This is a genomic window from Streptosporangium subroseum (assembly GCF_900188345.1).
Lineage (GTDB): Bacteria > Actinomycetota > Actinomycetes > Streptosporangiales > Streptosporangiaceae > Streptosporangium > Streptosporangium subroseum.
Window position 1 is genome coordinate 1 of sequence record NZ_FZOD01000104.1, and the last position, 23,533, is coordinate 23,533.

Sequence of the window (23,533 nt, forward strand, 5' to 3'; positions counted from 1 at the left end):
CGACGGATAGCCGTTCACGACGGATAGCCGTTCACGACGGATAGCCGTTCACGACGGATAGCCGTTCACGACGGATAGCCGTTCACGACGGATAGGGGTCGCGGCCGCTCATGGCGAGGGCTCTGTCCAGGGTGGAGGCCGAGGCGGGGACGGTCACCTCCGGGCCCAGGATGCCGTACGCGCGGCCCTGCTCGGCCGTCATCGTCACCGCTTCGAGGGTCGCCGCCGCGAGCTCCTCGCTCACGACCGGTTCCTGGCCCGTTGCTCGCGCCAGGTCCCAGCCGTGGACGACCAACTCCGTCAGGTACAGCTTCGCGACGACCAGGGACGGCATCTCCGCCATGGCCATGTAGCTCGTTCCTTCGAGCGCGCCCGTCTCCCCCCAGGCCGCCGCCGTTCTCTCCAGCTGCTCCGCGACGTCGGCCTGGTAGGGCGTGCCGTCGAAGGGCTCCTTGCGTGCGGCCAGCTCCGAGCCGTGCCCGGCCCAGGTGACCAGATGTTCGATCAACGCCCCCACGTTCCAGTCATCACAGGGTGTGGGATCGCCCAGGCTGTCGGGCTTGACCCCTTCGACCACCGTGACGGCGCCTTGGGCCGCCTCACGCATCAGCTCGTGAAATTCCATGGCGGCTACGCTATGGACGTCCATCGTCCCCGTATTGAAGAAATGCGACATGCGACCGCAGTACGGAGGCACCCGGGGCATCCTCAATCCCGCGAACGCCATCGCCGGCTTTCGCATCGACCGCCGGCCACCGGCGGATGACCTCACCCCGTTCGTCGCCCATTACTGGTACGTCGAATGGGATCTGCGGGAGCCGTACGAGCAGTGCGTGCTGCCCCATCCCGCCGTGAACCTGACCTTCCTGCCGGACGGGGCGAACGTCAAGGGTGTGATCCGCGAGCCGTTCCACCAGGTGCTCACCGGCAGGGGCCGGGTCCTTGGCGTGATGTTCCACCCCGGCGGATTCCGGCCTTTCCTCGGTGCGCCGCTGTCCACCATCACGGACCGCACGCTCGAGTCGGCGGACGTCTTCGGGCCGGCCGGCCCCCAGCTGGCGCGAGTCGTGACGGACGCTCCGGACGAGGCGGCGATGATCGCGCCGGTGGACGGGTTTCTCCGCGCGATACGGCCGGAGCGTGACGCCACCGCCGAGGAGGTGACGGAAATGGTCGCCCTGGCGGCAGGCGATTCCAGCATTGTCCGGGTCGGCGACCTGGCGGGCCACCTCGGCGTATCCGCGAGAAGGCTGCAGCGGCTCTTCGCGGAATACGTGGGGGTGGGGCCGAAATGGGTGATCCGGCGTTACCGGATGCACGAGGCCGCGGAACGGGCGGGATCCGGGCTGACCGTCGACTGGACGGCCCTCGCCGTGGAACTCGGATACAGCGACCAGGCCCATTTCATCCGCGACTTCACGAACGCGGTCGGGATGCCCCCGCTGCGGTACGCGCGGTTGGTCCACGACAGCAGAACCGGCTCGGGAAGGCGGACCTTCGCAGACGTCGACGGTGACCCGGCGGCCGGGACCCCACCGGTGAGCGTCAACGCTGAGGACTGATCCGCTGGTCGGCGTCCGACGCGGTCGCGGCGGCGTCGCGCGGTTCCGCGATCGCCGCGGTGCGGGGCGCGCAGATCACCCGGACACGTTCCACGAGAGGGATATGGAGTGGGCCAGCCGCTCCGCGCGTATGGACAGGCGACTGCCGTCGATGGTCGCCTGGTCGTACACGAGGACGGCCGAATCGACGCCCTTGGTGACCCGCTCGCTGGCGAAGACCGGGCTGCCGGCCGGAAGCCGCAGGATCTCTCCTGCGCGGGGGGTCACCTTCTCGGGGCGAAACGATTCCGCCGCCGAGGCGATGGCCGCCCCGCACAGCTCGGCCAACGCCTGGTAGAGCGGGGTGACCTCGAAATCCACGTGCCGGATTACCGAGGCGAACGGTTCGGGCACCCAGGAGACCTGGTGGACGGCGAGGCGGCCGTCCACCGCGCGGATCCGTTCAAGCCTGAGACCGCGGGCGCCGCTCCCGGCCGCCAGGTTCTCGACGACCTTCGCGGGCAGCACGCGCACCTGCACCGACACCACCTGGGTGGTCACGGTCCGGCCCTGGGCCCGCAGCTCGTCGGCGAGGCTGCGCAGCGACGCCACCTGGTAGGCCGCCAGGGGCGGGGTGACGAACGTCCCCCGGCCCGGTTGCTGGACGACGAGCCCTTGGTCGGAAAGGCCGCGCAGGGCCTGCCGCAGAGTCATCAGGGTGACGTCAAGCGATGCCGCAAGCTTCCGTTGAGGTGGAAGTGCCTGGCCGGGACGGTAGACGCCACTCCGGATCCGATCGGAGAGCTCATCTTGAAGGATCTTGTACTTCGGTCGGACCGCCCCGCTGACCCCGCCCACGTCCTTCATGAAGGCTGATCGTATCCCGCGGCGTCGGACGCGGGGGGATCGCCCGTCGGCGCTCGGCTGCGAAGGCTCGAAACCACGGCGGCAGGCGGCCCGTGGCCGTCCCCGATGCGAGGCCCGATCCCGTCGCCCGGAACACGCGCGGGACCGCGGACCTGTTTACAGCGGTCGTTCCCTTCGACCATACTGCTCCAACAGTTCTAGAACGGAGAGTCATGAGCCTCACATTGTGGAACCCCGAGTCGCGTTCCGCCCCGCCCCGCCGGTCGGGCATGGACGACCCCGGTTCCGAGGGCCGCTTCGGCCGCTTCGGCGGCCGGTTCGTGCCGGAGTCCCTGGTCCCCGCGTGCGAGGAACTCGAGCGGGGATTCCGCGAGGCCTGGGCGGACCCGGCCTTTCGCGCCGCGCTGAACCAGACGCTGGCGTTGTACGCCGGACGGCCCACACCCGTGACTCCCGCCGCGCGGCTGTCCGCCGAGCTCGGCGTCACGCTGCTGCTCAAGCGGGAGGACCTGGCTCACACCGGCTCCCACAAGATCAACAATGTGATCGGCCAGGCGCTGCTCGCCCGCCGGATGGGCAAGACCCATCTGCTGGCCGAGACCGGTGCGGGGCAGCACGGGGTGGCGACCGCGACGGCGGGGGCGCTCCTCGGTCTGGACGTCACCGTCTTCATGGGCGAGCGCGACATGGAGCGCCAGCAGCTCAACGTCTTCCGCATGGAACTGCTGGGTGCCCGGGTCGTCGGGGTCTCCAGCGGTAGCCGAACTCTCAAGGACGCGTGCAACGAGGCGCTCCGGAACTGGGTGGGCGCGGTGGACGACGCGCACTACTGCATCGGCTCGGTGCTGGGCCCGCACCCCTACCCCTGGATGGTCCGCGAGTTCCAGCGCGTGATCGGCGAGGAGGCCCGCGGCCAGTGCGCGGACCTGCTCACGCACGGCGTTCCGGACGTCGTGGTGGCCTGCGTGGGGGGCGGATCGAATGCCGCCGGAGTTTTCGCCGGCTTCGTCGACACCTCCGCACGCCTCGTGGGAGTCGAGCCCGAAGGGGGTGCGGCCGTGACATTCGGGCAGCCGGGGGTGCTGCACGGCTTCCAGTCCTACGTGCTCCAGGACGAGTCCGGCCAGATCTTGGAGGCCACGTCCATCTCGGCGGGTCTCGACTATCCGGGAGTGGGTCCCGAGCACGCTCATCTGGCGGACACCGGCCGCGCCTCCTACGTCACCATGTCCGACGACGAGGCGGTGGCGGCCGTCTCGCGGCTGGCCCGCACGGAGGGCATCCTCCCGGCGCTCGAGTCGGCCCACGCCGTGGCCTGGGTGCTGCGGGCGGCCGGCACCGCCGACCTGCCGTCGGGTTCGACGGTGCTCGTCAACCTGTCCGGCCGCGGCGACAAGGATGCCGACCAGCTTGCGAGGCTCATGTGACCGCCGGTCCTTTGGAAGCACACCTGCGTGGGCGGCGTGACGCAGGACGGGCCCTGCTGGTGCCCTACGTCACCGGCGGCGTGACCGCCGACTGGCTCGACTACGCCCGCGCGTACGCCAAGGCGGGCGCGGACGCGATCGAGATCGGCCTCCCGTTCTCCGACCCCATGCTGGACGGGGGCACGATCCAGGAGGCATCGGACCGCGCGCTGAGCCGCGGGGTCACGCCGGGAGGGCTGCTGGAGGAGCTCTCGGGAGCGAACGTCGGCGCACCCCTGATCATCATGACCTACGGCAACGTGGTGTACCGGGCCGGGCCGGAGGAGTTCTGCAAACGGCTGGCCGAGGTCGGCGTCGCCGGGCTGATCATGCCCGACGTGCCGTACGACGAGGTTCGGGGGCTGTCCGGAGCGGCACTCGCGGCGGGGATCGAACTGGTGCTCCTCGCCGCGCCCAGTACCACCGCGTCGCGACTGGAGCGCATCGCCGCCGAGAGCCGCGGCTTCGTCTACGGCGTCACCGTCATGGGCACGACCGGCGAGCGCGGTGCGCTCGCCGAGTCGGCCGGGTCGGTCGCCGTCCGGCTGCGTGAGCTGACCACCAAGCCGGTCCTGATGGGGTTCGGCATATCGACTCCCGCACAGGCCGTCGAGGCCGCCGCCCACGCGGACGGGGTGATCGTCGCTTCGGCCCTCATGCGCCGCGTCATCGAGGGCGCCACCCCCGCTGAGCTGGGCGCCGACGTCCTGGCCATCAGGCAGGCCCTGGACGTGCCACAGGGGTGAGCCGCCGTCCGTACTCTCTCAGTGGCTGGAGGTGCGCGACCAGGTCCGCCCGATGGGCCGCGGAGGTGGTCGCGAGGTCGACGTGCACCCGGTTCTTCACCGTTCTGGATTCCGGGACGCGAAGGACGTCCGGTCGATGGTTGCCGGCCTTCCGGCGGCGGGGATGTCACCACGCTCACCGGAAGGCCCAGCGGAACCATATTCACCGGCATCCCGGAAAAGGGACGCCTCAGGACGAGGTGACGTGACGCCGACCGGAGGCGAGTCCGGCGGGCGCGGCGGCCAAGGCCTTCTGGATGGCCTCGATCAGTGCCAGCGCCGACTCCTCGGTGAGCTCGACCGCCACCCGCGCCGAGGGACCGTCGGCCGGGTTGGTGAAGTCGATGTTCACCGTGTGCTCGTGACAGGCGTGGTAGGGATGGTCAACGTAGACGGCGCCCTCACTGAGCGTGAACCAGCCGGAGCCTCCCTTGCCGGCACCGTCGAGCTCGATCTTCTCGGTGACATATGTGCACATGCTGGTCTCCTACTCAGACGCTGAGGTGACGGCCGAAGAAATCGAAGACCTTCTTCCAGCCCTCCACCGCGGCGGCGGGACGGTAGGAGGGCCGGTCGGGCGAGAAGAACGCGTGCCCGGCGTCCGGGTAGCTGTGGAACTCGTGCTCCTTGCCCAGCTTCTCCAGCTCGGCGGAGAGCGCGGCGACCTCCTCCGGCCCCGGATAGGCGTCGTCGGCGCCGAACAGCCCGAGCAGCGGGCAGGACAGATCGGGAGCCTTGGAGATCAGCGACTTCATCTGGAGCGGAGACTCCGGAGGGGTCTCGTTCACCACGAACGCGCCGTAGCAGTCCACGGCGGCGTCGAGCTGCAGTGAGGTGGCCGCCAGGAAGGACTGCCGGCCGCCCGAGCAGTATCCGATCACGCCGATCTTGCCGTTGGCGTGGTCGAGAGAGTTGAGGTAGGCCATGGCCGCGGCCACGTCGCCGACGAGCTGCTCGTCAGGGATGCCGCCCTTCGCCCGTGCGGCGGCGGCCTGGTCGTCGGGGCTGACGCCGGCGCCCTCCCGGGAGTAGAGGTTCGGGCAGACCGCCGCGTACCCGTTCGCCGCGAACCTGCGGACGATCTCCTTGGTGGAGTCGTCGTATCCGGGCATGTGGTGGATCACCACTACGCCACCGCGCGGGCTGTCGCCGAGCGGCCGGGCCAGGTAGGCCTCAAGCGCGGCCTGCCCGCTCCCGGTGATCTCGACCGTACCGGCCCACATCGCGTCGTTCATATCTGGCATGTCCCTGTCTCCTTCTGCTCCGCACGAATCTGTGCTGTATGCGTGAATCGGCCACCGCGCGCTACGAGCCGACCGATGACAGGCGTGGACCCGCGGCCCTGCCGACGTTCCATCGGGGCCGTGGCGACGAGGCCGGGCTCGTCAGGAGCCATCGGTCTCGCTCCTGTCCATGATCCTGTTCAGCAGCCTCGCCGCGTCCCGCAACCGAGCCGTCTCCTCGTCGGTGAGTTCCTCATCGATGGCGGTGACCAGCCACCGAGCACGCCGGGCACGGTCCTCGGCGACCGCTTCGCGACCACGCGTGGTGACCGACCACAGGATCTGCCGCCGGTCATGCGGATCGGGTACGCGGTCGACAAAACCCTGGTCGTGCAGGGCGGCCAGGATGACCGCCATCGACTGGGGCGTGATCTGCTCGGCGGCCGCGAGACCGCTCGCCGTCATCGGACTGCAGCGTTCAAGCCGCCGCAGCGCCATAGCCTGCTGGTTCGGCATCCCCGATTCACGGCGGAGGCGACGTACCGTCCGGCCGATCGCGGCTCGAAGCTCCTCGGCGACCGCCTCCGCGTGTGATAGATCACTCACCCCCGAAATAGTACACAGTTAAACTTAACAGTTGCACTGAGCTTATTTACGCGCAGGGGCGGTCACCCGCCCGCGTATGGACGCGCCACGCATCCCGCGAGGGCCCTCCCTCCGACCGCGGCACCGCCGTACGGCGGACACCCGGAAGCCCTCGCCGGATCGACGTCCGATGCAGATCATCCATCCAAACAGAGAGCACTGCTCTTGACATCGTCGATCGAATAAAAGAGCATTGCTCTCGAAACGGGGCACCGAACTCATCGGACCTGATGCCCGCCCCTCCCCTCGATCGGAGAACTCGTGAACACCGGAAATTCCCCCCTCGCCGCAGGACGGGCGCGCTTGGGAGCCCTGTCCCTCGCGATCACCGGCGTCCTGTTCCTGCTTTATCCGCTGGTGCGGCCCTACGCCGACGAGAAGTCGATGCAGGGGGCGGAGGCGATGGCGTCCCCCGCCTGGGTCGCGGCGCACCTGTTCGGCGCGGTCGGCTTCATCTTCCTGGCCCTGGGCCTGCTGGGCCTGCGCATCGCGCTGAGGGAGACGGCCGCCGAACCGCTCGCCTCCCGCGCGGTCGTGGTGACCTGGATAGGAGCGGGGCTCACCCTGCTGTACTTCGGAGCCGAGGACTTCAGCCTGAACGCCATCGGACAGCGGGCCGTCAACGAGCAGAACCTCAAGCTGCTGGTGGAGCTGACCGAAGCGGTGCGCTACAACCCGGCCGCGATCACCGTGTTCGGCGCCGGGCTGGTGCTGCTGGCGGTCGGCGTGATCCTGGCCGCCGTCGCCGTCTGGCGATCCGGTCTCCTGCCCCGCTGGAGCGGAGTCCCGCTCGCTCTCGGCTTCGCCCTCTTCATCCCGCAGTTCTTCGGCACCCCGGCGATGAGGATCGCCCACGGCCTGCTGATCACAGCGGGGAGCCTCTGGCTGGCGTCCTCCCTGTGGCGCGCACAACGCCGATGACCACGGTCAACCACGGCGCCGGGAGGGCGGCCTTCCCGGCTTGGCCCTCCCTTCGGAAATCGGCACCGCCCCGGCACGACCTCGCCGGCCGCCGGCGCCTCCCTCTTCGCATGCGCCTACACCCAAACGGCGATTCGACCATGTTTTAACGAGTTTGTGATCTTTGGGTCATTCGGCCGACACAGGGTGCTCTGACAGTGAACTGGCTTCCTAACCTCGGGAGAAACACCTGTGACGCCATCACCCCCCACTGACGCCGAACTCAACGTCCTGATCAGAGCCCGGCTCGCCTCACTGGGCATCGATCTCGACCAACTGCCTCCCGGCACGACGGCGGACCCGGAAACGGGATCACCGGGCCGCGACTCGGTGCTCGCCTCACTCCGTTCGTTCATGCGCGGCACGGTCGCGACGCTCGCCGCCTACCAGCTTCCCGCCCCCGCCGGGACCGACCCCGCAACCGCCGCCGCGCTGTCCCAGCAACGCGCGCCGATGCTCTATCCCTCCATCAGCCTGGAGTGGCGGAAGTGAGCGCGATGGAAGAGACAGTGGACCAGCCCTCCGATCTCACCTTCGACCGGCGCGCGTTCCTGGCCCGGACCGCGGCGGTGGGTGCGGTAGCCGGCATCGCGGTGGCTCTGCCCGCACCGGCGCTGGCCGGTGGCTCGAACAAGGACCGCGGCTTCGACTCGCCCAACGCCTACGTGAAGCCCCGCCCGCAGGCCATGGCCGACCCGACCGAGCTGACGCTGGCCGAAGCCGCCTGGATGATCCGTAATCGCAAGATCAGCTCGTTGGAGCTGGTGGAGGCCTACCTCGCCCGGATCGACGCGTTCGAGACGACGTACCTGGCCTTCAACACCGTCCTCGCCGACGCCGCCCGCGAGGCGGCGAAGACCATCGCCCGGCGACCCCACCGCGGCCCGCTGCACGGGATCCCTCTCGCCATCAAGGACAACTACTACACCGAGGGCGTGCGCACCACGGCGAACTCGTTCCTCTTCAAGGACTTCGTGCCGCCGTTCGACGCGACCGCCGTGGCCGGTCTCAAGGCCGGCGGGGCGATCGTGCTCGGCAAGACCCAGATGGGCCCGCTGGCCACCACGCGGGCCACGACCCCGGCCGGCGTGATCACCACGGTCAACGCGTGGGCGCCGTCCCAGCCGAACGTCGACCCCGGCGGATCGTCGTCCGGTACGGCGACCTCGGTGGCCGGCCGGATGGCCACGTCCGGCACCGGCACCCAGACGGGCGGCTCCATCACCGCACCGTCGAACGCGCAGAACCTCACCGGCCTCAAGCCGACCATGGGCCGGGTCTCGCTGTACGGGATCATCCCGCTCTCCTACTCCCGTGACCATCCCGGCACGCTCGCCCGGGATGCCAAAGACGCGGCGATCATGCTTACCGCGATGGCCGGCGAGGACCCGGGCGACCCGCGTACCCAGGGCCTGCCCAAGGTGCCCAACCTCATCGACGCGGCCACCCCCGTGTACACGGGAAACCGGCTCAAGCTGCGGTGGAACACCCGCATCGGGGTGCTGCCCGGCTACGCGGACGGCACCTCCGAGACCGCCGTCGCGCGCAAGAAGTTCCTGAGCACCATGGCGGCGATCCGGGGGGTCACGCTCGTCGACGTGCCGTTCCCCGACGAGTGGGCTCTGCTGTCCGGCAACGACTTCAACAACGTCCGCCTGCCGGAACGCAGCGAGCCTTTCATGCCGTATCTCCGCTCCGACCTGCGCGGTTTCGGAGTCTCGGTGCTGGGCTGGCTGCAGGGGGCGATGCTGGGCGCGAACGAGCTCGTCACCGGGCAGCGGGCCAAGCTGCTGTTGCTGGAGCGGGTGCTGGACCAGGTGTTCGACAAGTGCGACGTGGTGGTGCAGACGTCGCCGACGCCGTTCGACGCCATCGGCCTGCCGGAGATCGGCTTCCCGATCGGGTTCACCGCGGCGGGCACACCCCTGGGGACGATCCTCGGCGGCCTGCCGTACGCGGAGGATCGTCTGCTGTCCGTCGTCGCCGCCTACCAGGCGGCCTCCGACTGGCACTGGCGCCGGCCGGCGGACCCGTCGACCGCCGCGCTGCGCACGACGGCAGCCGAGCGGGGCCGTCTCAGCGCCGAGGAGGTCGCCGAGCAGTCGCAGTGACGAGTCTGGCCCCGGATCGACCTCAGGAGACCTGAACGATCCGGGGCCGGGATTCGACGCGGTGCGATGAGTTCTCGCCACGGATCGAGTCTCTACTGAGGAGGGGCTTCTCAGACTCTACGAAGGATTCGCAGTGGCGATTACACCTGTCCGCATCGGTACCATCGCGACGTCGGAGGACATGGACTCCGAGGGGTTCGACCGGCTGACCGACCCGTACCGGCCCGAACTGCTGGCGCACTGCTACCGGATTCTCGGCTCGGTGCACGACGCCGAGGACCTGGTGCAGGAGACGTACCTGCGCGCCTGGCGTGCCTACGACGGCTTCGGGGGTCGCTCCTCACTCCGCTTCTGGCTCTACCGGATCGCGACGAACGTCTGCCTGACCGCGCTGGAGCATCGCAGCCGGCGGTTCCTGCCCGCCGGGCTCGGCGCTCCCGGCGATGATCCGGATGAGACGTCCGGTCTTCCGGGATCCGAGGTCGCGTGGGTGCAGCCGCTGCCGGGCCCCACCTCGGACGCCACGGCGAACGATCCCGCGTCGATCGTCGTCTCCCGCGGCAGCGTTCGGCTCGCCCTGGTCGTGGCTCTTCAGCAACTGCCGCCGAAACAGCGTGTCGTGCTGATCCTGCGCGACGTGCTCGCCTGGCGTGCCTCCGAGGTCGCCGAACTCCTCGACACGACGACGACCGCCGTCAACAGCGCGCTGCAGCGAGCCCGCGCCCACCTCGAACGGGTCGCGCCCACGGAGGACGACATCACCGAACCTCTCGACGCGGACCATCGAGCGCTGCTCGACCAGTACGTCAAGGCTTTCGAAAACGCTGACATCGACACCCTGATGCGCGTGCTCCACAGCGACGTGACCTTGGAGATGCCGCCCGAGCCGCTGTGGTTCGCCGGGCGCGAGGCCGTCGGCCGGTTCGTCGCCTCCAGGATCTTCGTCGGTCCCGGGGTCCTGCGCCTGCTGCCCGTCACGGCCAACGGACAGCCCGCGCTGGCGACGTACTGGCGCGGGGAGGACGGGGTGTTCCGCGCCCACGCCATCCAGGTCCTCACCATGTCGGAGGACAGGGTCGCGCGGATGGTCATCTTCCGCGAGCCCTCCCTGTTCCCCGCCTTCGGCCTGCCCCGGGACCTGGGCGTGGCCGGAACGGCGCCACACGATTCGGCTCCTGCCTGATCGACGCGGGCGGTGACCCGGGAGTTTCCCGCCCGCGCAGGCGATGAGGTCTCAGCCCGGACGAGGTCTTTATTCGTAGTACCGAATCCGCGGTACTGAGAGCGGCATGTGGCCGCTGACCGGCACGTCCCGGCTCACCTCTCACATGATCGAACGGAGAAACTCCCTTGTCTCGACTGCCGCATGCGGCGGATCCGGTTCGCACCGGTCCCGCCGTGCCGCCGTCCGTCCGGCATCGGGCCGGCGGTGCCCGATGACCGCCGTCGCGGCCGCCCGGCCGACCCGTACCGGCTGGACCCTGGTCCTCGCGTCGATCGGCACCTTCATCACCGCCCTCGACGTAGTGGTCGTCTCCACGGCCCTCCCGACGCTCCGCGCCCACCTGGGCGCGAGTCTGTCGGACCTGGAATGGACGATCAACGCCTACAACCTGGCGTTCGCCTGCCTGATGCTCACCGGCGCCGCTCTGGGTGACCGCTTCGGACGCCGCCGCATGTACGTCCTGGGCCTCGGCCTGTTCACCCTCGCGTCGGCCGCCTGCGCGCTGTCGACCTCGGTGGACGCGCTGATCGTGGCGCGGATCGTGCAGGGCGTGGGCGCCGCCGTCGTTCTGCCGCTGACTCTGACGTTGATCAGTGACGCCTTCCCCGTCGAGAAGCGTGGTGCGGCGATCGGGATCTGGGGCGGTGTCACCGGTCTGGGGGTGGCCGCGGGCCCGATCGTCGGCGGTGCCATCATCCAGGGCATCTCCTGGCAGTGGATCTTCTGGATCAACGTTCCCATCGGGGTCGTCTCCCTGGTGCTGTCGGCGTTCCTGCTCCGCGAGAGCCGCGGCCCCCGGCCGCAACTGGACCTCGTGGGCCTGGTCCTGGCCGCGCTCGCCCTGCTCGCGCTGACCTGGGCGCCGGTACGCGCGCCCAGCGTCGGCTGGGGCAGCGGCGAGGTCATCGGCGCTCTCGTCGCCGGCGTTGTCCTCATGGCCGGTTTCCTCGTCTGGGAACGGCGTACTCCCTACCCGATGTTGCCGCTGGCCTATTTCAAGCGCAGGGCGTTCTCCACGGCGAACGCCGTCGTGTTCTTCCAGCAGATCTCCCTCATCGGCTCCCTGTTCATGATCACCCAGTTGTTCCAGACCGGCCTCGGGTACGACCCCCTGGGCGCCGGCCTGCGCATCCTGGTGTGGACGGCGATGCCCATGCTGGTCGCGCCGATCGCGGGCGCCCTGTCCGACAGGATCGGCAACAAGCCGTTCATGCTGGCCGGCCTGCTGCTCCAGGGCGGTGGACTGGCGTGGCTGGCAGCGGCCACCGAGCCGGGCGTCGGTTACGGCAGCCTGGTGGTGCCGCTGATCGTCGCGGGCATCGGCATCGCGATGTGCTTCCCCACGGTCGCCAACGCCGTGGTCGCCGCTGTCCCGATCGAGGACTCGGGGGTCGCGGCCGGCACCAACAACGCCCTGCGGGAGATCGGGGGCGTGTTCGGCGTCGCGATCCTGGCCGCCGTGTTCATCGCGAACGGCGACTACTCTTCGCCCGCCAGGTTCGTCGACGGCTTCAAGGCGGCGGAGATGGTGGCCGCGGCGGTCGCACTCGTCGGCGTCATCGCCGCGATCCTGGCACCGTCCAAAAAAGCGGTGGCGGCCTCCGGCGACTCGGTGACGCCCCTCCCCGAAAAGGCGCTGGCCGGCAGCTGAGGCCCCGCCTGTTGAAAAAAGCGGCGGCCCCCGGAAGGGGGTCGCCGCTCGACTTCTCCGCCTCTTCCTCACGTGAGCCGTTCTCCGGCAGTGGCTCTTGCGAACGGAGACCCCGGGCAGGCACGGGACCCATCGGCCGAAGGGCCGGCTCGAATACCCGGCGCCGCAGGGGCGCGGACCCACCCGATGAAACGGGCGTCACCGACGCTCGCCGGATTCGACGTCAGGTCTCGCGACCCGCGGGGGCGAGGCCCGAGAAGAGCGCGTCCACGACCCCGTCCGCCGTACCGAGGGGGATGGCGATGTGGGCCAGGGCTCGATGGAGGACGGCTCCGATCAGGACGTCGGCGACCGCGTACACGGGGGCGTCGTCACGGACCTGGCCGGCGCGGATGCCCGCGCGAAGACACTCGACCAGGGAGGTGTGCAGCGGGCCGGAGAATCGTTCGTACAGACGGTCCGAGACTTCCCGGTTCTCGGACGCGGCCGCGGCGAGCGCGCGGAACAGGGCGGCGTTCTTCGGATCGTCGAGGAAGTCCACGAGCGCCAGCAACCAGCTCCGCACGTCCGCACGGGCGTCGCCGGTCTTCGCCGGCTCGATGAGATCCGCCAGGACATACCCGTCGAACAGGCATTCCGCGATGACGGCGCTCTTGGAGGACCACCACCGGTACACGGTCTGCTTGCCCACACCGGCGGTCGTCGCGATGCGGTCGACCGACAACTGCTCATACCCGGAGGCGGCCAGCAGCGTGGCGGTCGCCTCGAGTATCGCGTGCCGTGCCTGCTCGCTGCGGGCGCGCCCACGCCTTCCCGTCGTCATGGGCTCAAGCTACAGTGGGCAAATACGAGACCGTTTGTCTCGCAAATAAATGGCTGAGAACGTGGGAGACACCTCATGCGGAAGCGCGTCGTCGTTGTCATCGGTGTGGGCGGGATGGGCGAGGTCGTCGCTCGCAGGCAGGGGACCGGACACCTGGTTCTGCTCGCGGACTTCAACGAGGCCACCTTGGACAAAGTCGGCGAATCCATGAGGGACGACGGCTACGACGTCATCGCGCAGCAGGTCGATGTGACCTCGCGTGAGTCGATGCGGGCGCTCGCCCAGGCCGCGGGTGCGGCCGGTCAGGTCGTGCAGGTCGTTCACACGGCCGGCCTCCACGCGACTCAGGCACCGGTGGCTCCCATCCTGGAGGTCGACCTGTTCGGCGTCGTGATCATGCTTGAGGAGATGGTCCAGGTCATCGCCGACGGAGGTGCCGGTGTGGTCTTCGCGAGCATGGCCGCCAACGCGGTGGCCTCGCTCACGCCCGAGCAGGAAGCGGCTCTGCGGACCGCGCCGATCGAGGAGCTGCGCGGCCTTCCGTTCATCCAGCCGGACGCGATTCCCGACTCGCTCACCGGGTACGGGATCGCCAAGCGCGCCAACCAGCTCCGCGTGCAGGCGGCGAGTTCGGCCTGGGGCGAGCGCGGCGCCCGGATCAACAGCGTCAGTCCCGGGATCATCTCCACCGCACAGGGCCGGCGCGAACTGACGGGCGAGCTCGGCCGGGGCATCCAGGCGCTGGTCGACGCGTCCGCGACCGGCCGCGTCGGCACACCGGAAGACGTCGCGAACGCGGTGGCGTTCCTCCTCGGCCCGCAGTCGTCGTTCATCACCGGCACCGACCTGCTCGTCGACGGCGGTGTCATCGCCGCGATGCGATCCGGCCGCCTGGCGACGCCGGCCCAGCCCTGACGCGACCGGCTGTCGCCGGCTTCTTGCTCGCCCGAGACGCGGCGTTCTACCTGTTCTTCCGTTCGCACAGCGAACGCGTCGAGGGGGAAGACGCACTCACGGCCACCACGCCGAGCCCGTTCCCGGGAACGTGGCCGTTCCGTTGGTCCAGGCTCACCTCGGCAGCACTGAGGGTTCATGCGCGACCGATGAAGTCGAAGTGACCTTCATCCCCCATGAAAGACGGTCCATCCGTGTCCGCACCCGGACCCCTCCGCAGGCTGAGTCTCGCCGCGGCCTGCCTGGCCGGTGTCGCGAGCCTCGCGCTCGTCTCACTCAACCCGCTTGTCCAGAAGGCCTCGGCGACTGCCGGTGCTCCGCGGCCGGCCGTGCAGGCCGCTTCCACCACCGCCTCGGCGCGCGAGGAGGTCCTCATCAACGAGGACTTCAGCACCCGCACGACCATCCCCGGCGGCTGGACGCCGAAGAGCGGCACCTGGACGGTCACCGGCGGGGCGCTGAAACAGACCTCGCCGAACGGCACCACGATGCTGACCTTCGGGCAGCACCTCGACGACTTCCGGATCGACGCCACCCTCAGCTTCGACTCGGCGGTCAACGACAGCCGCTGGGTCGGCCTCGGCCTCGATGTGAACCCGGCCGGCACGTCCCCGTGGTCGCATGCCGCCGTCCGCCGCGTCTCCACCGCGAGCAACGGCCTGGAGTTCGCCAACAGGTTGCCGTCGAACAGCTGGAGTGTCGTCGCGGCGAGCCCCGCGCCGCGGTCGGTCGCCGACGGGAAGCCGTTCGACATCTCGATCGAGGTGCACGGGACGAACGCGACCTGGACGTTCGAAGGCAGGCAGATCCAGACGACGCAGTCGCTGCAGCGGACCGCCAACGGTGTCCTCGGGCTCATCATGGACCAGGCCACCGCGTCGTTCCGCCACATCACCGTCACGCAACTGCCGTCGAGTCCGGTCATCCCGCTGGTGGAACCGGGTCACACGGGTCTGGCGATCGGCCACCGCGGCAACCCGAAGGCCGCTCCGGAGGACACCCTGGTCTCGGAGGTGCAGAGCCACCGGCTGGGCAGCGCCTACATGGAGCTGGACCTGCACCTCACCAAGGACAACGTCCCGGTGGTCATGCACGACGACACCGTCGACCGCACGACCAACGGCACCGGCCGCGTCGACGGCCTCACGCTGGCCCAGATCAAGCTGCTCGACGCGGGCGTGAAGTTCGACCCGGCGTACGCGGGCACGAAGGTCCCGACGTTCGAGGAGACCCTCCAGTACGCCCAGCGCACCGGCGGCTCCGTCATGCCCGAGCTCAAGGCCGGGTGGACGAAGGACCAGGTCCGGATCGTGACCGCTCTCGTCCAGAAGTACGGTCTCCAGAGCCACACGGTCTGGCAGTCGTTCGACCCGGTCCCGCTCAAGTACGCCTACGAACTCGACCCGTCCATCGCCCGCGCCGGTCTCGTCAGCGGCAGCCTGCCGGCCGACCCGGTGGCGTACGTCGGGGCCTTCCACGGCCAGGCGCTCCTGCCGGCCACCGCCCTCGTCACACCGGCCCTCATGCGGACGATGCACGCCGCGGGCCTCGCCGTCGTCGCGTGGACGGCCGACACCCCCGGCGACTGGGCGAAGCTCACCGCCGCCGGGGTCGACGGAATCATGTCGAACTCCGTCGGTGAGCTGATCGGCTGGATGTCGCGCTACAACCAGTAGACGCCGGCGTCGAGGGAGCGGACTATATTTACGTGCTCTCCCTTCCTCGCTCCGTGTGGGACGAGCCCCGTCCCCCCAATCCACCACTGCGGGTGTGGCGGGACTGGGCGCTCGTGGGGGTGATCGTGCCGGTCGCGGTGCTCGAAGGGGTTCTGCGGCCGGAGCTTCCGTGGCGGGTCGTCTCGGTGATCGTCGCCGTCGCGCTGGTTCCCACCTTGTTGTGGCGCCGGAGCAGACCGCTGCTGATGGTCGCGATCTGCTTCGTCACCACGAACCTGATCCCACTGCTGGTGGCCGGGTCCCCTTCAGAGATGTACGTGATGGCATATATGTTGATCTTGCCGTACTCGTTGTTTCGCTGGGGGTCCGGACGCGAGGCCGTGATCGGGTTGACGATCATGATCACCGCGGCCTGCCTCTCGATGGTCTCCGACCGCACCGTCGCCGCCGACGTGGTCGGCGCGTTCGCCGTCATGCTCTCGGCCATCACCCTGGGCGTGGCCTTCCGGTATCGGGCCAGGGCGAGGATGCGCGAGCTCGACCAGGTCAAGCTGCTCGAACGCGAACAGCTGGCCCGCGACCTGCACGACACCGTCGCCCATCACGTCTCGGCGATGGCGATCCGCGCCCAGGCGGGCCTCGCCACATCGGCGTCGCGACCGAACGCCGCGACCGAGGCACTCCACGTGATCGAGGCCGAGGCGTCGCGCGCGCTCGCCGAGATGCGCGCCATGGTCCGCGTCCTGCGCCGGGACCAACCGGCGGACCTGGCACCCGGCCGGGGCATCGCCGACCTCGAACAGCTCGCGGACCGGACCCGCTCCGGTCCGTCCGTCGACGTGGAGATCTCCGGCGACCTCGGCGACCTTCCTCCATCGGTCGGGGCCGCGATCTACCGCCTCGCCCAGGAGTCGGTCACCAACGCCCGGCGACATGCGCGTCACGCCACCCGTATCGAGGTCCGTGTCGCCACCGACGACACCTCGGTGCACCTGCGCGTGAGCGACGACGGCGACAGCGGCTCCACCCGCCCGGCCGCGTCTCCGGGGTACGGGCTCATCGGCATGATCGAGCGCGCCGACCTGCTCGGCGGCACCTGTGAAGCCGGGCCGAACCCCGGTCGAGGCTGGACCGTGACCGCCGTACTGCCCCGGACCGGGTCGGTGACGTGAGCATCCGGGTGATCGTCGCCGACGACCAGGAGATCGTCCGTACCGGGCTCGCGATGATCCTCGACGCCCAGCCGGACATCGACGTCGTCGGCGAGGCCGCCGACGGGCGGCGAGCCGTCGAGCTGGCGCGGCGCCTACGCCCCGACGTGTGCCTGTTCGACATTCGCATGCCCGGCCTCGACGGCATCCAGGCCACCCGCCTCCTCGCCGGACCGGCCGTCGAAGACCCCCTCGCCGTCGTCGTGATCACTACTTTCGACCTCGACGAATACGTCTATGACGCCCTGAGGGCCGGCGCCCGGGGTTTCCTGCTCAAGGACGCCGGCACCGTCCTGCTCTCCCAGGCCGTCCACGCCGCCGCCAACGGCGACGCGCTCATCGCCCCGAGCATCACCGCACGACTGCTCGGCGCCTTCGCCCAGTCCGGGCCCACCTCACGGCCGGTGCGACCCATCGAGGCACTCACGAGCCGTGAAGAACAGATCCTCGTCACCGTGGCACGGGGGCGAACCAACAACGAGATCGCCGACGAGCTTTACATCTCTCTCAGCACCGTCAAGTCCCACATCGCCAGCCTGATGGCCAAGCTCGGCGCCCGCAACCGCGTCGAGATCGCCATGTGGGCCTACGAGACCAACCGCGTCAAGAACTGACGCGGGTGCGGTGGCGCCCCCGAACGACGAGGCAACGGGTTCCCGTTCCTCGACGGTTCGGGAACCCGGCGGGACACGGCGAGGTTGATCACCCGGTCGGCGGCCGTGAGCGGCTCTCCGGGAGTGCCGACGATCAGTAGGCCGATCGTCCGTCGATCAGGCGTACTTTCGGCTGATGAGTCCTTCGCGCAGGCCTTTTACGCTGATTCCACGTGGTCGGCGACATGCTCGTCGCCACCCGGCCGGCGATGCCACCCATCCGTCTCGATGCCGGCCACGACGTCGATCCGTGAATGTGGCGGACCCGCGCCACAGCTGACACCCGCGCCCGCGGTGGATGAGGAGAATGTGATGAAGGCGTTCGTCCTGCGCTCGTACGGCTCACCCGACATGCTGGATCTCACCGACATCGACAGGCCCGTGCCCGGCGACGACGAGGTGCTGGTCCGGGTGCGCGCCACCTCCGTCCAGCCCTATGACTGGCACCTCATGAGAGGGGAGCCGTACATCTCGCGGCTGATGGGCGGCGGCCCCGGGCTGCGCAAGCCGAAGATCAGCATCCTGGGCGCCGACATCGCGGGGCAGGTCGAGGCGGTCGGCAAGGCCGTGACGGAGTTCCGCCCCGGCGACGAGGTGTTCGCGATGCCCAAGCAGGGCGGCTTCGCCGAGTACGCATGCGTCCGGGAAGCCGAACTGGCGCCGAAACCGAAGAACCTGTCGTTCGAGCAGGCGGCGGCGGTACCGATGGCGGCCGGCACCGCCCTGCTGGGCCTGCGCGACGAGGGACGGATCCAGCCGGGGCAGAAGGTTCTCGTCAACGGGGCTTCGGGAGGCGTGGGCACGTTCGCCGTGCAGATCGCCAAGGCGTTGGGCGCGGAGGTCACCGGCGTCTGCAGCGGGCGGAACACGGACATGGTCCGATCGATCGGCGCGGACAAGGTCATCGACTACACCACAGAGGATTTCACACAGAACGGACAGCACTACGACCTTCTGCTGGACGCCGCGGGAAGTCGCTCGGTATCGGCGTGCAGGCGGGTGCTGACCCCCAAGGGGACCTACGTCGTCGTCGGCGGGCCGGGCAGCCGATGGTTGCAACCCGTCGGTCACGTGGTCTCGGCGCTCGCGACGTCGCCGTTCGTGTCCCAGAGGACGACCCTGGCGGACGTGGTCCGATGCACGGAGACCAGGCAGAACCTGCTGACGCTGACCGAGCTCATCGAGGACGGAAAGATCACTCCGGTCATCGACCGCGGTTATTCGTTCGAGGAGATCCCGGCGGCCGTCAGATACATGGAAGAGGGGCACGCCTCGGGGAAGGTCGTCATCGCGGTCTGAGGCACCGGATCCGCCCGCACGACGGCCGGCCGTGCTCTGGCGGAGCCGTCGCCGAATCCTGGTCTATTGCGACGGACCGGATGTCCGAGACGCGGAGGCGGATTTCCGAGCCGCCATCGAGACCGACGAGGGTGCGCTGTACTACTACGCGGTCTTCCCCGGGGAGAACGGCCGCCTCGACGAGGCGGCGGACCGTTGTCCTCCTCAGTTCGAATGGCGGGGGACGACCTCACGGCCGGACGGCTGGTGGATCCTCAATCCGGGTGCCGGTGCCTTGGGTATCCGGCGGGTGACCGGCTTCTCGTCGACCGGAAACTCCTTACCGTGGTGGCCCAGTGTGAGCGGCGGGCCGTCGAGGAGCCGGTAGGTCGCCGAGCTCGGCGTGACGCGGACCTGTAGCAGGCTGCCGTGATAGCGCAGCCGGAAGGTCAGCTGCGTGATCTCCGGCGGCAGTCTCGGGGCGAAGCGTATCCGGCCCTCGCCGGTGCGCATCCCACCGAATCCGTCGACCAGGGCGATCCACGTCCCGGCCAGCGACGCCAGGTGGATCCCGTCGACGGTGTTCCTCTCCAGATCCTCCAGGTCCATCAACGCCGCCTCTCCGAGGTAGCCGTAGGCGAGTTCGAGCTGCCCCACCTCCGCGGCGAGCACGGCCTGGGTGCACGCGGACAGCGACGAGTCGCGCACGGTGAGGGCCTCGTAGTAGGCGAAGTTGCGAGCCTTCTGCTCGGGTGTGAACGCGTCGCCGCGCAGGTGCATCGCCAGCACGAGATCGGCCTGCTTGACCACCTGCTTGCGGTAGAGGTCGAAGTAGGGAAAATGCAGCAGCAGGGGGTACTGCTCCGGCCTGGTCGCGTCGAAATCCCAGATCGCGTGCTTGGTGAACCCCTCGCTCTGCGGATGCACGTTCAGGAGCTCGTCATAGGGGACGAACATCGCGGTGGCCGCGTCACGCCACGTGGCGGCCTCCTCCACGGTGACCCCGAGCTGCCGCGCCCGGTCGATGTGACGGGCGGCGGCCTCGGCCGCCACGCGCAGGTTCTGCTGAGCCATCAGGTTGGTGTAGACGTTGTCGTCGGCGACGGCGCTGTACTCGTCGGGGCCGGTGACGCCGTCGATGCGGAACCGTCCGAGGGCATCGTGGTGGCCGAGGGCGCGCCACAGCCGGGCCGTCGCGACCAGAAGCGGCAGGCCGGTGTCGCGCTCGAACGACATGTCCCCGGTGACATCGACGTAACGTCTGACCGCGTCGGCGATGTCGGCGTTGATGTGGAACGCCGCGGTCCCGGCCGGCCAGTAGCCGGAGCACTCCTCACCGTTGATCGTCCTCCAGGGGAAGGCGGCTCCGCGCAGCCCGAGCTGGACGGCGCGTTCCTCCGCCATCGGAAGGATCGACCTGCGCCACGCCAGCGCGTCGATCGCGGCCCGGGGATAGGTGTAGGTGAGGACCGGCAGCACAAAGATCTCGGTGTCCCAGAAGGCATGGCCGTCGTAGCCCGAACCGGTCAACCCCTTGCCGGGAATGGGGCGATCCTCCAGCCGCGCGGACGCCTGCACCAGATGAAACAGCCCGAAGCGGACGGCCTGCTGCACCTCGGCGTCGCCCTCCACCTCCACATCGGCACCGGCCCAGAACGTGTCGAGAAACCTTCGCTGGTCGGCGCGGAGACCCTCCCAGCCGACCAGCCGGGCGGCCGCCAGCGCGGCGACGACCTGGTCGTGCATGGCGGGCCGGGAACGCTTGGCCGACCAGCCGTACGAGAAGAACTTGACCAGCCTCAGCCGCTGGCCGGGCTGCAGGCGCGTGGCGACGGTCACGCGGCTGACGTCGCCGGAACCCTCGACCTCGACGCGCGTGCCTTCGGGACCGTCGATGTCATGGCACATGGCGGCGGCCACCCGCAGACCGCTGGCCCGCGTACGGTGGATCATGAGCGCGAGCTCCTCCTTCGCCATGTTCTCCTCCAGAACCAGCGGCGACTCCAGAACGGCGGCCGCGCGCGGGTCGTCCCCCGTATAGGCCACGGTCTCGTTGGCGACCAGCTCGGACTGCACCACCACACCTCGCGGCCGGTCGACGGCCTCGACCTCGTACTCGATCGCGACCACCGCGCGATGGGTGAAGGAGACCAGCCGCGTGGAGGTGACGCGCACCTCGCCCCCGGTCGGAGAACTCCAGTGAGCCCGGCGGGTCAGGGTCCCGGCGCGCATGTCGAGGACCCGCTCGTGCTCGTGCAGCGTGCCGTACCGGACATCGAACGGCTCGTCGTCGACCAGTAGCCGGATCAGCTTGCCGTTGGTGACGTTGACCACCGTCTGCCCTGACTCGGGATACCCGTAGGCGGCCTCCGCGTGCGGCAGCGCCCTCAGCTCGTAGACCGAGTTGAGGTAGGTTCCCGGCTGCCCGTACGGCTCGCCCTCGTCGAGGTTGCCGCGCAGGCCGATGTGCCCGTTGGACAGCGCGAACACCGATTCGGTCTGCGCCAGCACGTCCAGGTGGAGGTGATGCTCCCGCACCGACCAGGGCTCGACCGCGAAGGAAGGGTGCTGGATCATCACAAGTCCAGCAGTTCGGCGAGGTCGGTGACCACGATGTCCGCGCCGTGCTCGCGCAGCGCGTCCGCCTGCCCGGTCCGGTCGACGCCGACGACGACGGCGAACTTTCCCGCGCGGCCGGCCGCCACCCCCGCCAGCGCGTCCTCGAACACCGCCGCCTCGGAAGGCCTGAGTCCGAGCGCCTCCGCCCCCGCGAGATACATGTCCGGTGCGGGCTTGCCCGCGAGGTGCCGTCGCCGGGCCACCTCGCCGTCGATCCGTGTTTCGAAGAACTCGGCGATCCCGGCGGCATCGAGGACCCGCGCCGTGTTGGCGCTCGATGACACGACGGCTCTCTTCAACCCCGCGTCTCGGGCGGCCTGAACATAGCGGACAGAGCCCGGAAACACCTCCACGCCGTCCCTATCCATGATCGCTTGCACGAGCGCGTTCTTCCGGTTGCTCACCCCGTACACGGTCAGCGCGTCCGGCGGATCGTCCGGCGACCCCTCGGGCAGGGTGATGCCGCGCGCGGACAGGAAGCTCCTCGTCCCGTCCAGCCGCTTCTTCCCGTCGACGTAGCGGTCGTAGTCGGCCACCGCGTCGAACGGCACGAACGGTTCTCCCGTCCGATCGGTCCATCTCCGCAGGAATTCGTCGAACGCCGACTTCCACGCGGCGGCGTGCACCGTCGCGGTGCGGGTGAGCACACCGTCCATGTCGAACAGACACCCGCGGACCCCGTCAGGCAGTCCCAACATCGGCCCTCCCCCGATCAGGCACGTATGAGATCTTCTTCCTCTACGTACCCACCTGCGGCTTCACCACGTCATCCGCCGCTTCCGGCTGAGGCGCACACGGCTCGAACACCGGTGCCGGGCCCAAGAAAAAGTGCTTTTTATGTGTCGTAGTGCGCACTCGTCCCTGAACGTGCGTTTGTACACAGAACAGGACTTGCGGCCCTCCTAATGTGAGTGCTGTCCGGAGCGCGCAGCACTGAAAAGCGCACCGGGCACAAGGTCCAACCGCTCACCCGAGCGCCCTCACGCAAAGGAAATCCCCCATGCGTAAGCTTCGTAGCGTCCTGGTCGGCACCGCCCTGGCCGGCGCTCTGGCGGCCGGCATCGCCGCCGCCCCCGCCCAGGCCGCCACCGCCACCACCGCCGGTACGGCCTCGGTTGCCCAGGCGCAGTACACCAAGCACTGGTTCTCCGGCTCCTCCAGCTTCGGCCGCGGCGAATCCCGCGGCGACCGCTCCGACTACCGGGGTTACTGGTACTACTCCAATGGTCGCTACTACTTCGACATCGAGGCCTGGGACCACGACCGCGACCGCCAGAACACCTACGTCGACTTCTCCTACCACGACAACGGTGGCTGGCACACCCGCCGCTTCTCCACCGGCGGCCACGGCGAGTGGAAGTTCAACATCAGCGCCCGCAGCGGCTTCGACGGCTTCCGCACCCACATCGGCGAGGGCAACTCCCGCGACTTCGACTGGGGCAACTACTACGGCCACTCCTTCTGAACCGTCCCGACCATCTGACACCCCAGTGACGCGGCCACGTCTCCGACGCGTGGCCGCGTCCTGACCCAAGAACGGCTCCGGCCGGCAGAGACGATCAGCGGTCCAGCTGACACCTCTGCCGGCCGGAGCCGTTTCCCCTTCCCAAGACATTCGGGCACACCCGGCTACCCACCCGAACGACTCGCCACTGACGACCCGTGGCCGCGGATCGGGCAAGCCACATCGCATCCGTGCAGCTCCGGAAGGTCGGGGCCTCTCTGACGCAACGGGCTCGAAACGATGTGACGCACGACGCCCGCGGCGCCCCCTCTGAAGATCACCGTCCTCGCGGCGACGTCAGGCCGCCGGTCCTTCACCACGTTTCGCCGGCCGCCCCTCGG

Annotated in this window: 22 protein-coding genes; 14 read left to right on the plus strand and 8 right to left on the minus strand. The window is 69.4% G+C overall.

Features of this window, described 5'->3' with window-relative positions; genetic code table 11:
- Positions 1 to 82: 82 nt before the first annotated feature.
- Positions 83 to 625 carry a TIGR03086 family metal-binding protein gene (locus CHC08_RS45690; protein ID WP_179282615.1) on the minus strand — a complete coding sequence of 181 codons (543 nt, stop codon included), beginning with the start codon at positions 623 to 625 and terminating at the stop codon, positions 83 to 85.
- A gap of 49 nt (positions 626 to 674) precedes the next feature.
- On the opposite strand from CHC08_RS45690, the gene CHC08_RS45695 reads away from it, so the two are divergent.
- Positions 675 to 1,562: a helix-turn-helix transcriptional regulator gene (locus CHC08_RS45695; RefSeq protein WP_089213649.1), complete on the plus strand. Its 888-nt coding sequence runs from the start codon at positions 675 to 677 to the stop codon at positions 1,560 to 1,562.
- 75 nt (positions 1,563 to 1,637) lie between these two features.
- Here the strand turns inward: CHC08_RS45695 and CHC08_RS45700 are convergent, their stop codons facing one another.
- Positions 1,638 to 2,408 (minus strand): GntR family transcriptional regulator, encoded by a 771-nt coding sequence (locus CHC08_RS45700; protein ID WP_089213632.1) that lies wholly within the window; start codon positions 2,406 to 2,408, stop codon positions 1,638 to 1,640.
- 212 nt (positions 2,409 to 2,620) lie between these two features.
- Between CHC08_RS45700 and trpB the strand changes: the two genes are divergently transcribed.
- The gene (gene trpB / locus CHC08_RS45705; protein ID WP_218825810.1) at positions 2,621 to 3,835 is read left to right on the plus strand and encodes a tryptophan synthase subunit beta; all 1,215 of its coding nucleotides are present in this window, start codon (positions 2,621 to 2,623) and stop codon (positions 3,833 to 3,835) included.
- An 11-nt stretch (positions 3,836 to 3,846) separates the two neighbouring features.
- Positions 3,847 to 4,620 (plus strand): tryptophan synthase subunit alpha, encoded by a 774-nt coding sequence (gene trpA, locus CHC08_RS45710; RefSeq protein ID WP_245878974.1) that lies wholly within the window; start codon positions 3,847 to 3,849, stop codon positions 4,618 to 4,620.
- A 229-nt stretch (positions 4,621 to 4,849) separates the two neighbouring features.
- On the opposite strand, the gene CHC08_RS45715 is transcribed toward trpA, so the two are convergent.
- From CHC08_RS45715 to CHC08_RS45725, 3 genes are all read right to left on the minus strand, one after another.
- Positions 4,850 to 5,137 carry a DUF6295 family protein gene (locus tag CHC08_RS45715; protein WP_089213634.1) on the minus strand — a complete coding sequence of 96 codons (288 nt, stop codon included), beginning with the start codon at positions 5,135 to 5,137 and terminating at the stop codon, positions 4,850 to 4,852.
- A gap of 13 nt (positions 5,138 to 5,150) precedes the next feature.
- Positions 5,151 to 5,903 (minus strand): dienelactone hydrolase family protein, encoded by a 753-nt coding sequence (locus CHC08_RS45720; protein WP_245878975.1) that lies wholly within the window; start codon positions 5,901 to 5,903, stop codon positions 5,151 to 5,153.
- Between the two features lie 141 nt (positions 5,904 to 6,044).
- On the minus strand, positions 6,045 to 6,488 hold the full coding sequence (locus CHC08_RS45725) for a MarR family winged helix-turn-helix transcriptional regulator (RefSeq protein WP_143653659.1): 444 nt from the start codon (positions 6,486 to 6,488) through the stop codon (positions 6,045 to 6,047).
- Between the two features lie 300 nt (positions 6,489 to 6,788).
- Here CHC08_RS45725 and CHC08_RS45730 point away from each other — a divergent pair, with 300 nt between their 5' ends.
- The 5 genes from CHC08_RS45730 (at position 6,789) to CHC08_RS45750 (ending at position 12,474) form a co-directional block, all read left to right on the plus strand.
- Entirely contained in the window at positions 6,789 to 7,448 is a 660-nt protein-coding gene (locus CHC08_RS45730; RefSeq protein ID WP_143653660.1) for a hypothetical protein, read from the plus strand.
- Positions 7,449 to 7,679: 231 nt separating this feature from the next.
- Positions 7,680 to 7,979 carry a hypothetical protein gene (locus CHC08_RS45735; RefSeq protein WP_089213638.1) on the plus strand — a complete coding sequence of 100 codons (300 nt, stop codon included), beginning with the start codon at positions 7,680 to 7,682 and terminating at the stop codon, positions 7,977 to 7,979.
- Between the two features lie 5 nt (positions 7,980 to 7,984).
- Complete coding sequence (locus tag CHC08_RS45740) at positions 7,985 to 9,598, plus strand: amidase (protein ID WP_089213639.1); 1,614 nt, start codon at positions 7,985 to 7,987, stop codon at positions 9,596 to 9,598.
- Positions 9,599 to 9,731: 133 nt separating this feature from the next.
- A complete protein-coding gene (locus tag CHC08_RS45745) occupies positions 9,732 to 10,781 on the plus strand; it encodes a sigma-70 family RNA polymerase sigma factor (protein ID WP_338055742.1) in 1,050 nt (349 codons plus the stop codon).
- A 253-nt stretch (positions 10,782 to 11,034) separates the two neighbouring features.
- Positions 11,035 to 12,474 (plus strand): MFS transporter, encoded by a 1,440-nt coding sequence (locus CHC08_RS45750; protein WP_143653661.1) that lies wholly within the window; start codon positions 11,035 to 11,037, stop codon positions 12,472 to 12,474.
- A 223-nt stretch (positions 12,475 to 12,697) separates the two neighbouring features.
- Here the strand turns inward: CHC08_RS45750 and CHC08_RS45755 are convergent, their stop codons facing one another.
- Complete coding sequence (locus CHC08_RS45755) at positions 12,698 to 13,297, minus strand: TetR/AcrR family transcriptional regulator (RefSeq protein ID WP_089213640.1); 600 nt, start codon at positions 13,295 to 13,297, stop codon at positions 12,698 to 12,700.
- A gap of 75 nt (positions 13,298 to 13,372) precedes the next feature.
- Between CHC08_RS45755 and CHC08_RS45760 the strand changes: the two genes are divergently transcribed.
- The 5 genes from CHC08_RS45760 (at position 13,373) to CHC08_RS45780 (ending at position 19,090) form a co-directional block, all read left to right on the plus strand.
- Positions 13,373 to 14,212: an SDR family oxidoreductase gene (locus tag CHC08_RS45760; protein ID WP_089213641.1), complete on the plus strand. Its 840-nt coding sequence runs from the start codon at positions 13,373 to 13,375 to the stop codon at positions 14,210 to 14,212.
- Between the two features lie 233 nt (positions 14,213 to 14,445).
- Positions 14,446 to 15,927 (plus strand): glycerophosphodiester phosphodiesterase, encoded by a 1,482-nt coding sequence (locus CHC08_RS45765; RefSeq protein WP_179282617.1) that lies wholly within the window; start codon positions 14,446 to 14,448, stop codon positions 15,925 to 15,927.
- Positions 15,928 to 15,959: 32 nt separating this feature from the next.
- The gene (locus CHC08_RS45770) at positions 15,960 to 17,099 is read left to right on the plus strand and encodes a sensor histidine kinase (protein WP_089213643.1); all 1,140 of its coding nucleotides are present in this window, start codon (positions 15,960 to 15,962) and stop codon (positions 17,097 to 17,099) included.
- Positions 17,096 to 17,752, plus strand: a complete 657-nt coding sequence (locus CHC08_RS45775) for a response regulator (protein WP_089213644.1) — start codon at positions 17,096 to 17,098, stop codon at positions 17,750 to 17,752. Before CHC08_RS45770 ends, CHC08_RS45775 begins: the two co-directional genes overlap by 4 nt.
- Before the next feature lie 351 nt (positions 17,753 to 18,103).
- A complete protein-coding gene (locus CHC08_RS45780; protein WP_089213645.1) occupies positions 18,104 to 19,090 on the plus strand; it encodes an NAD(P)-dependent alcohol dehydrogenase in 987 nt (328 codons plus the stop codon).
- Positions 19,091 to 19,294: 204 nt separating this feature from the next.
- On the opposite strand, the gene CHC08_RS45785 is transcribed toward CHC08_RS45780, so the two are convergent.
- On the minus strand, positions 19,295 to 21,646 hold the full coding sequence (locus CHC08_RS45785) for a glycoside hydrolase family 65 protein (RefSeq protein ID WP_089213646.1): 2,352 nt from the start codon (positions 21,644 to 21,646) through the stop codon (positions 19,295 to 19,297).
- The gene (locus tag CHC08_RS45790) at positions 21,646 to 22,386 is read right to left on the minus strand and encodes an HAD family hydrolase (protein WP_089213647.1); all 741 of its coding nucleotides are present in this window, start codon (positions 22,384 to 22,386) and stop codon (positions 21,646 to 21,648) included. The genes CHC08_RS45785 and CHC08_RS45790 overlap by 1 nt, the downstream gene beginning before the upstream one ends.
- A gap of 302 nt (positions 22,387 to 22,688) precedes the next feature.
- Here CHC08_RS45790 and CHC08_RS45795 point away from each other — a divergent pair, with 302 nt between their 5' ends.
- Entirely contained in the window at positions 22,689 to 23,153 is a 465-nt protein-coding gene (locus tag CHC08_RS45795; protein ID WP_089213648.1) for a hypothetical protein, read from the plus strand.
- Positions 23,154 to 23,533: the final 380 nt, after the last annotated feature.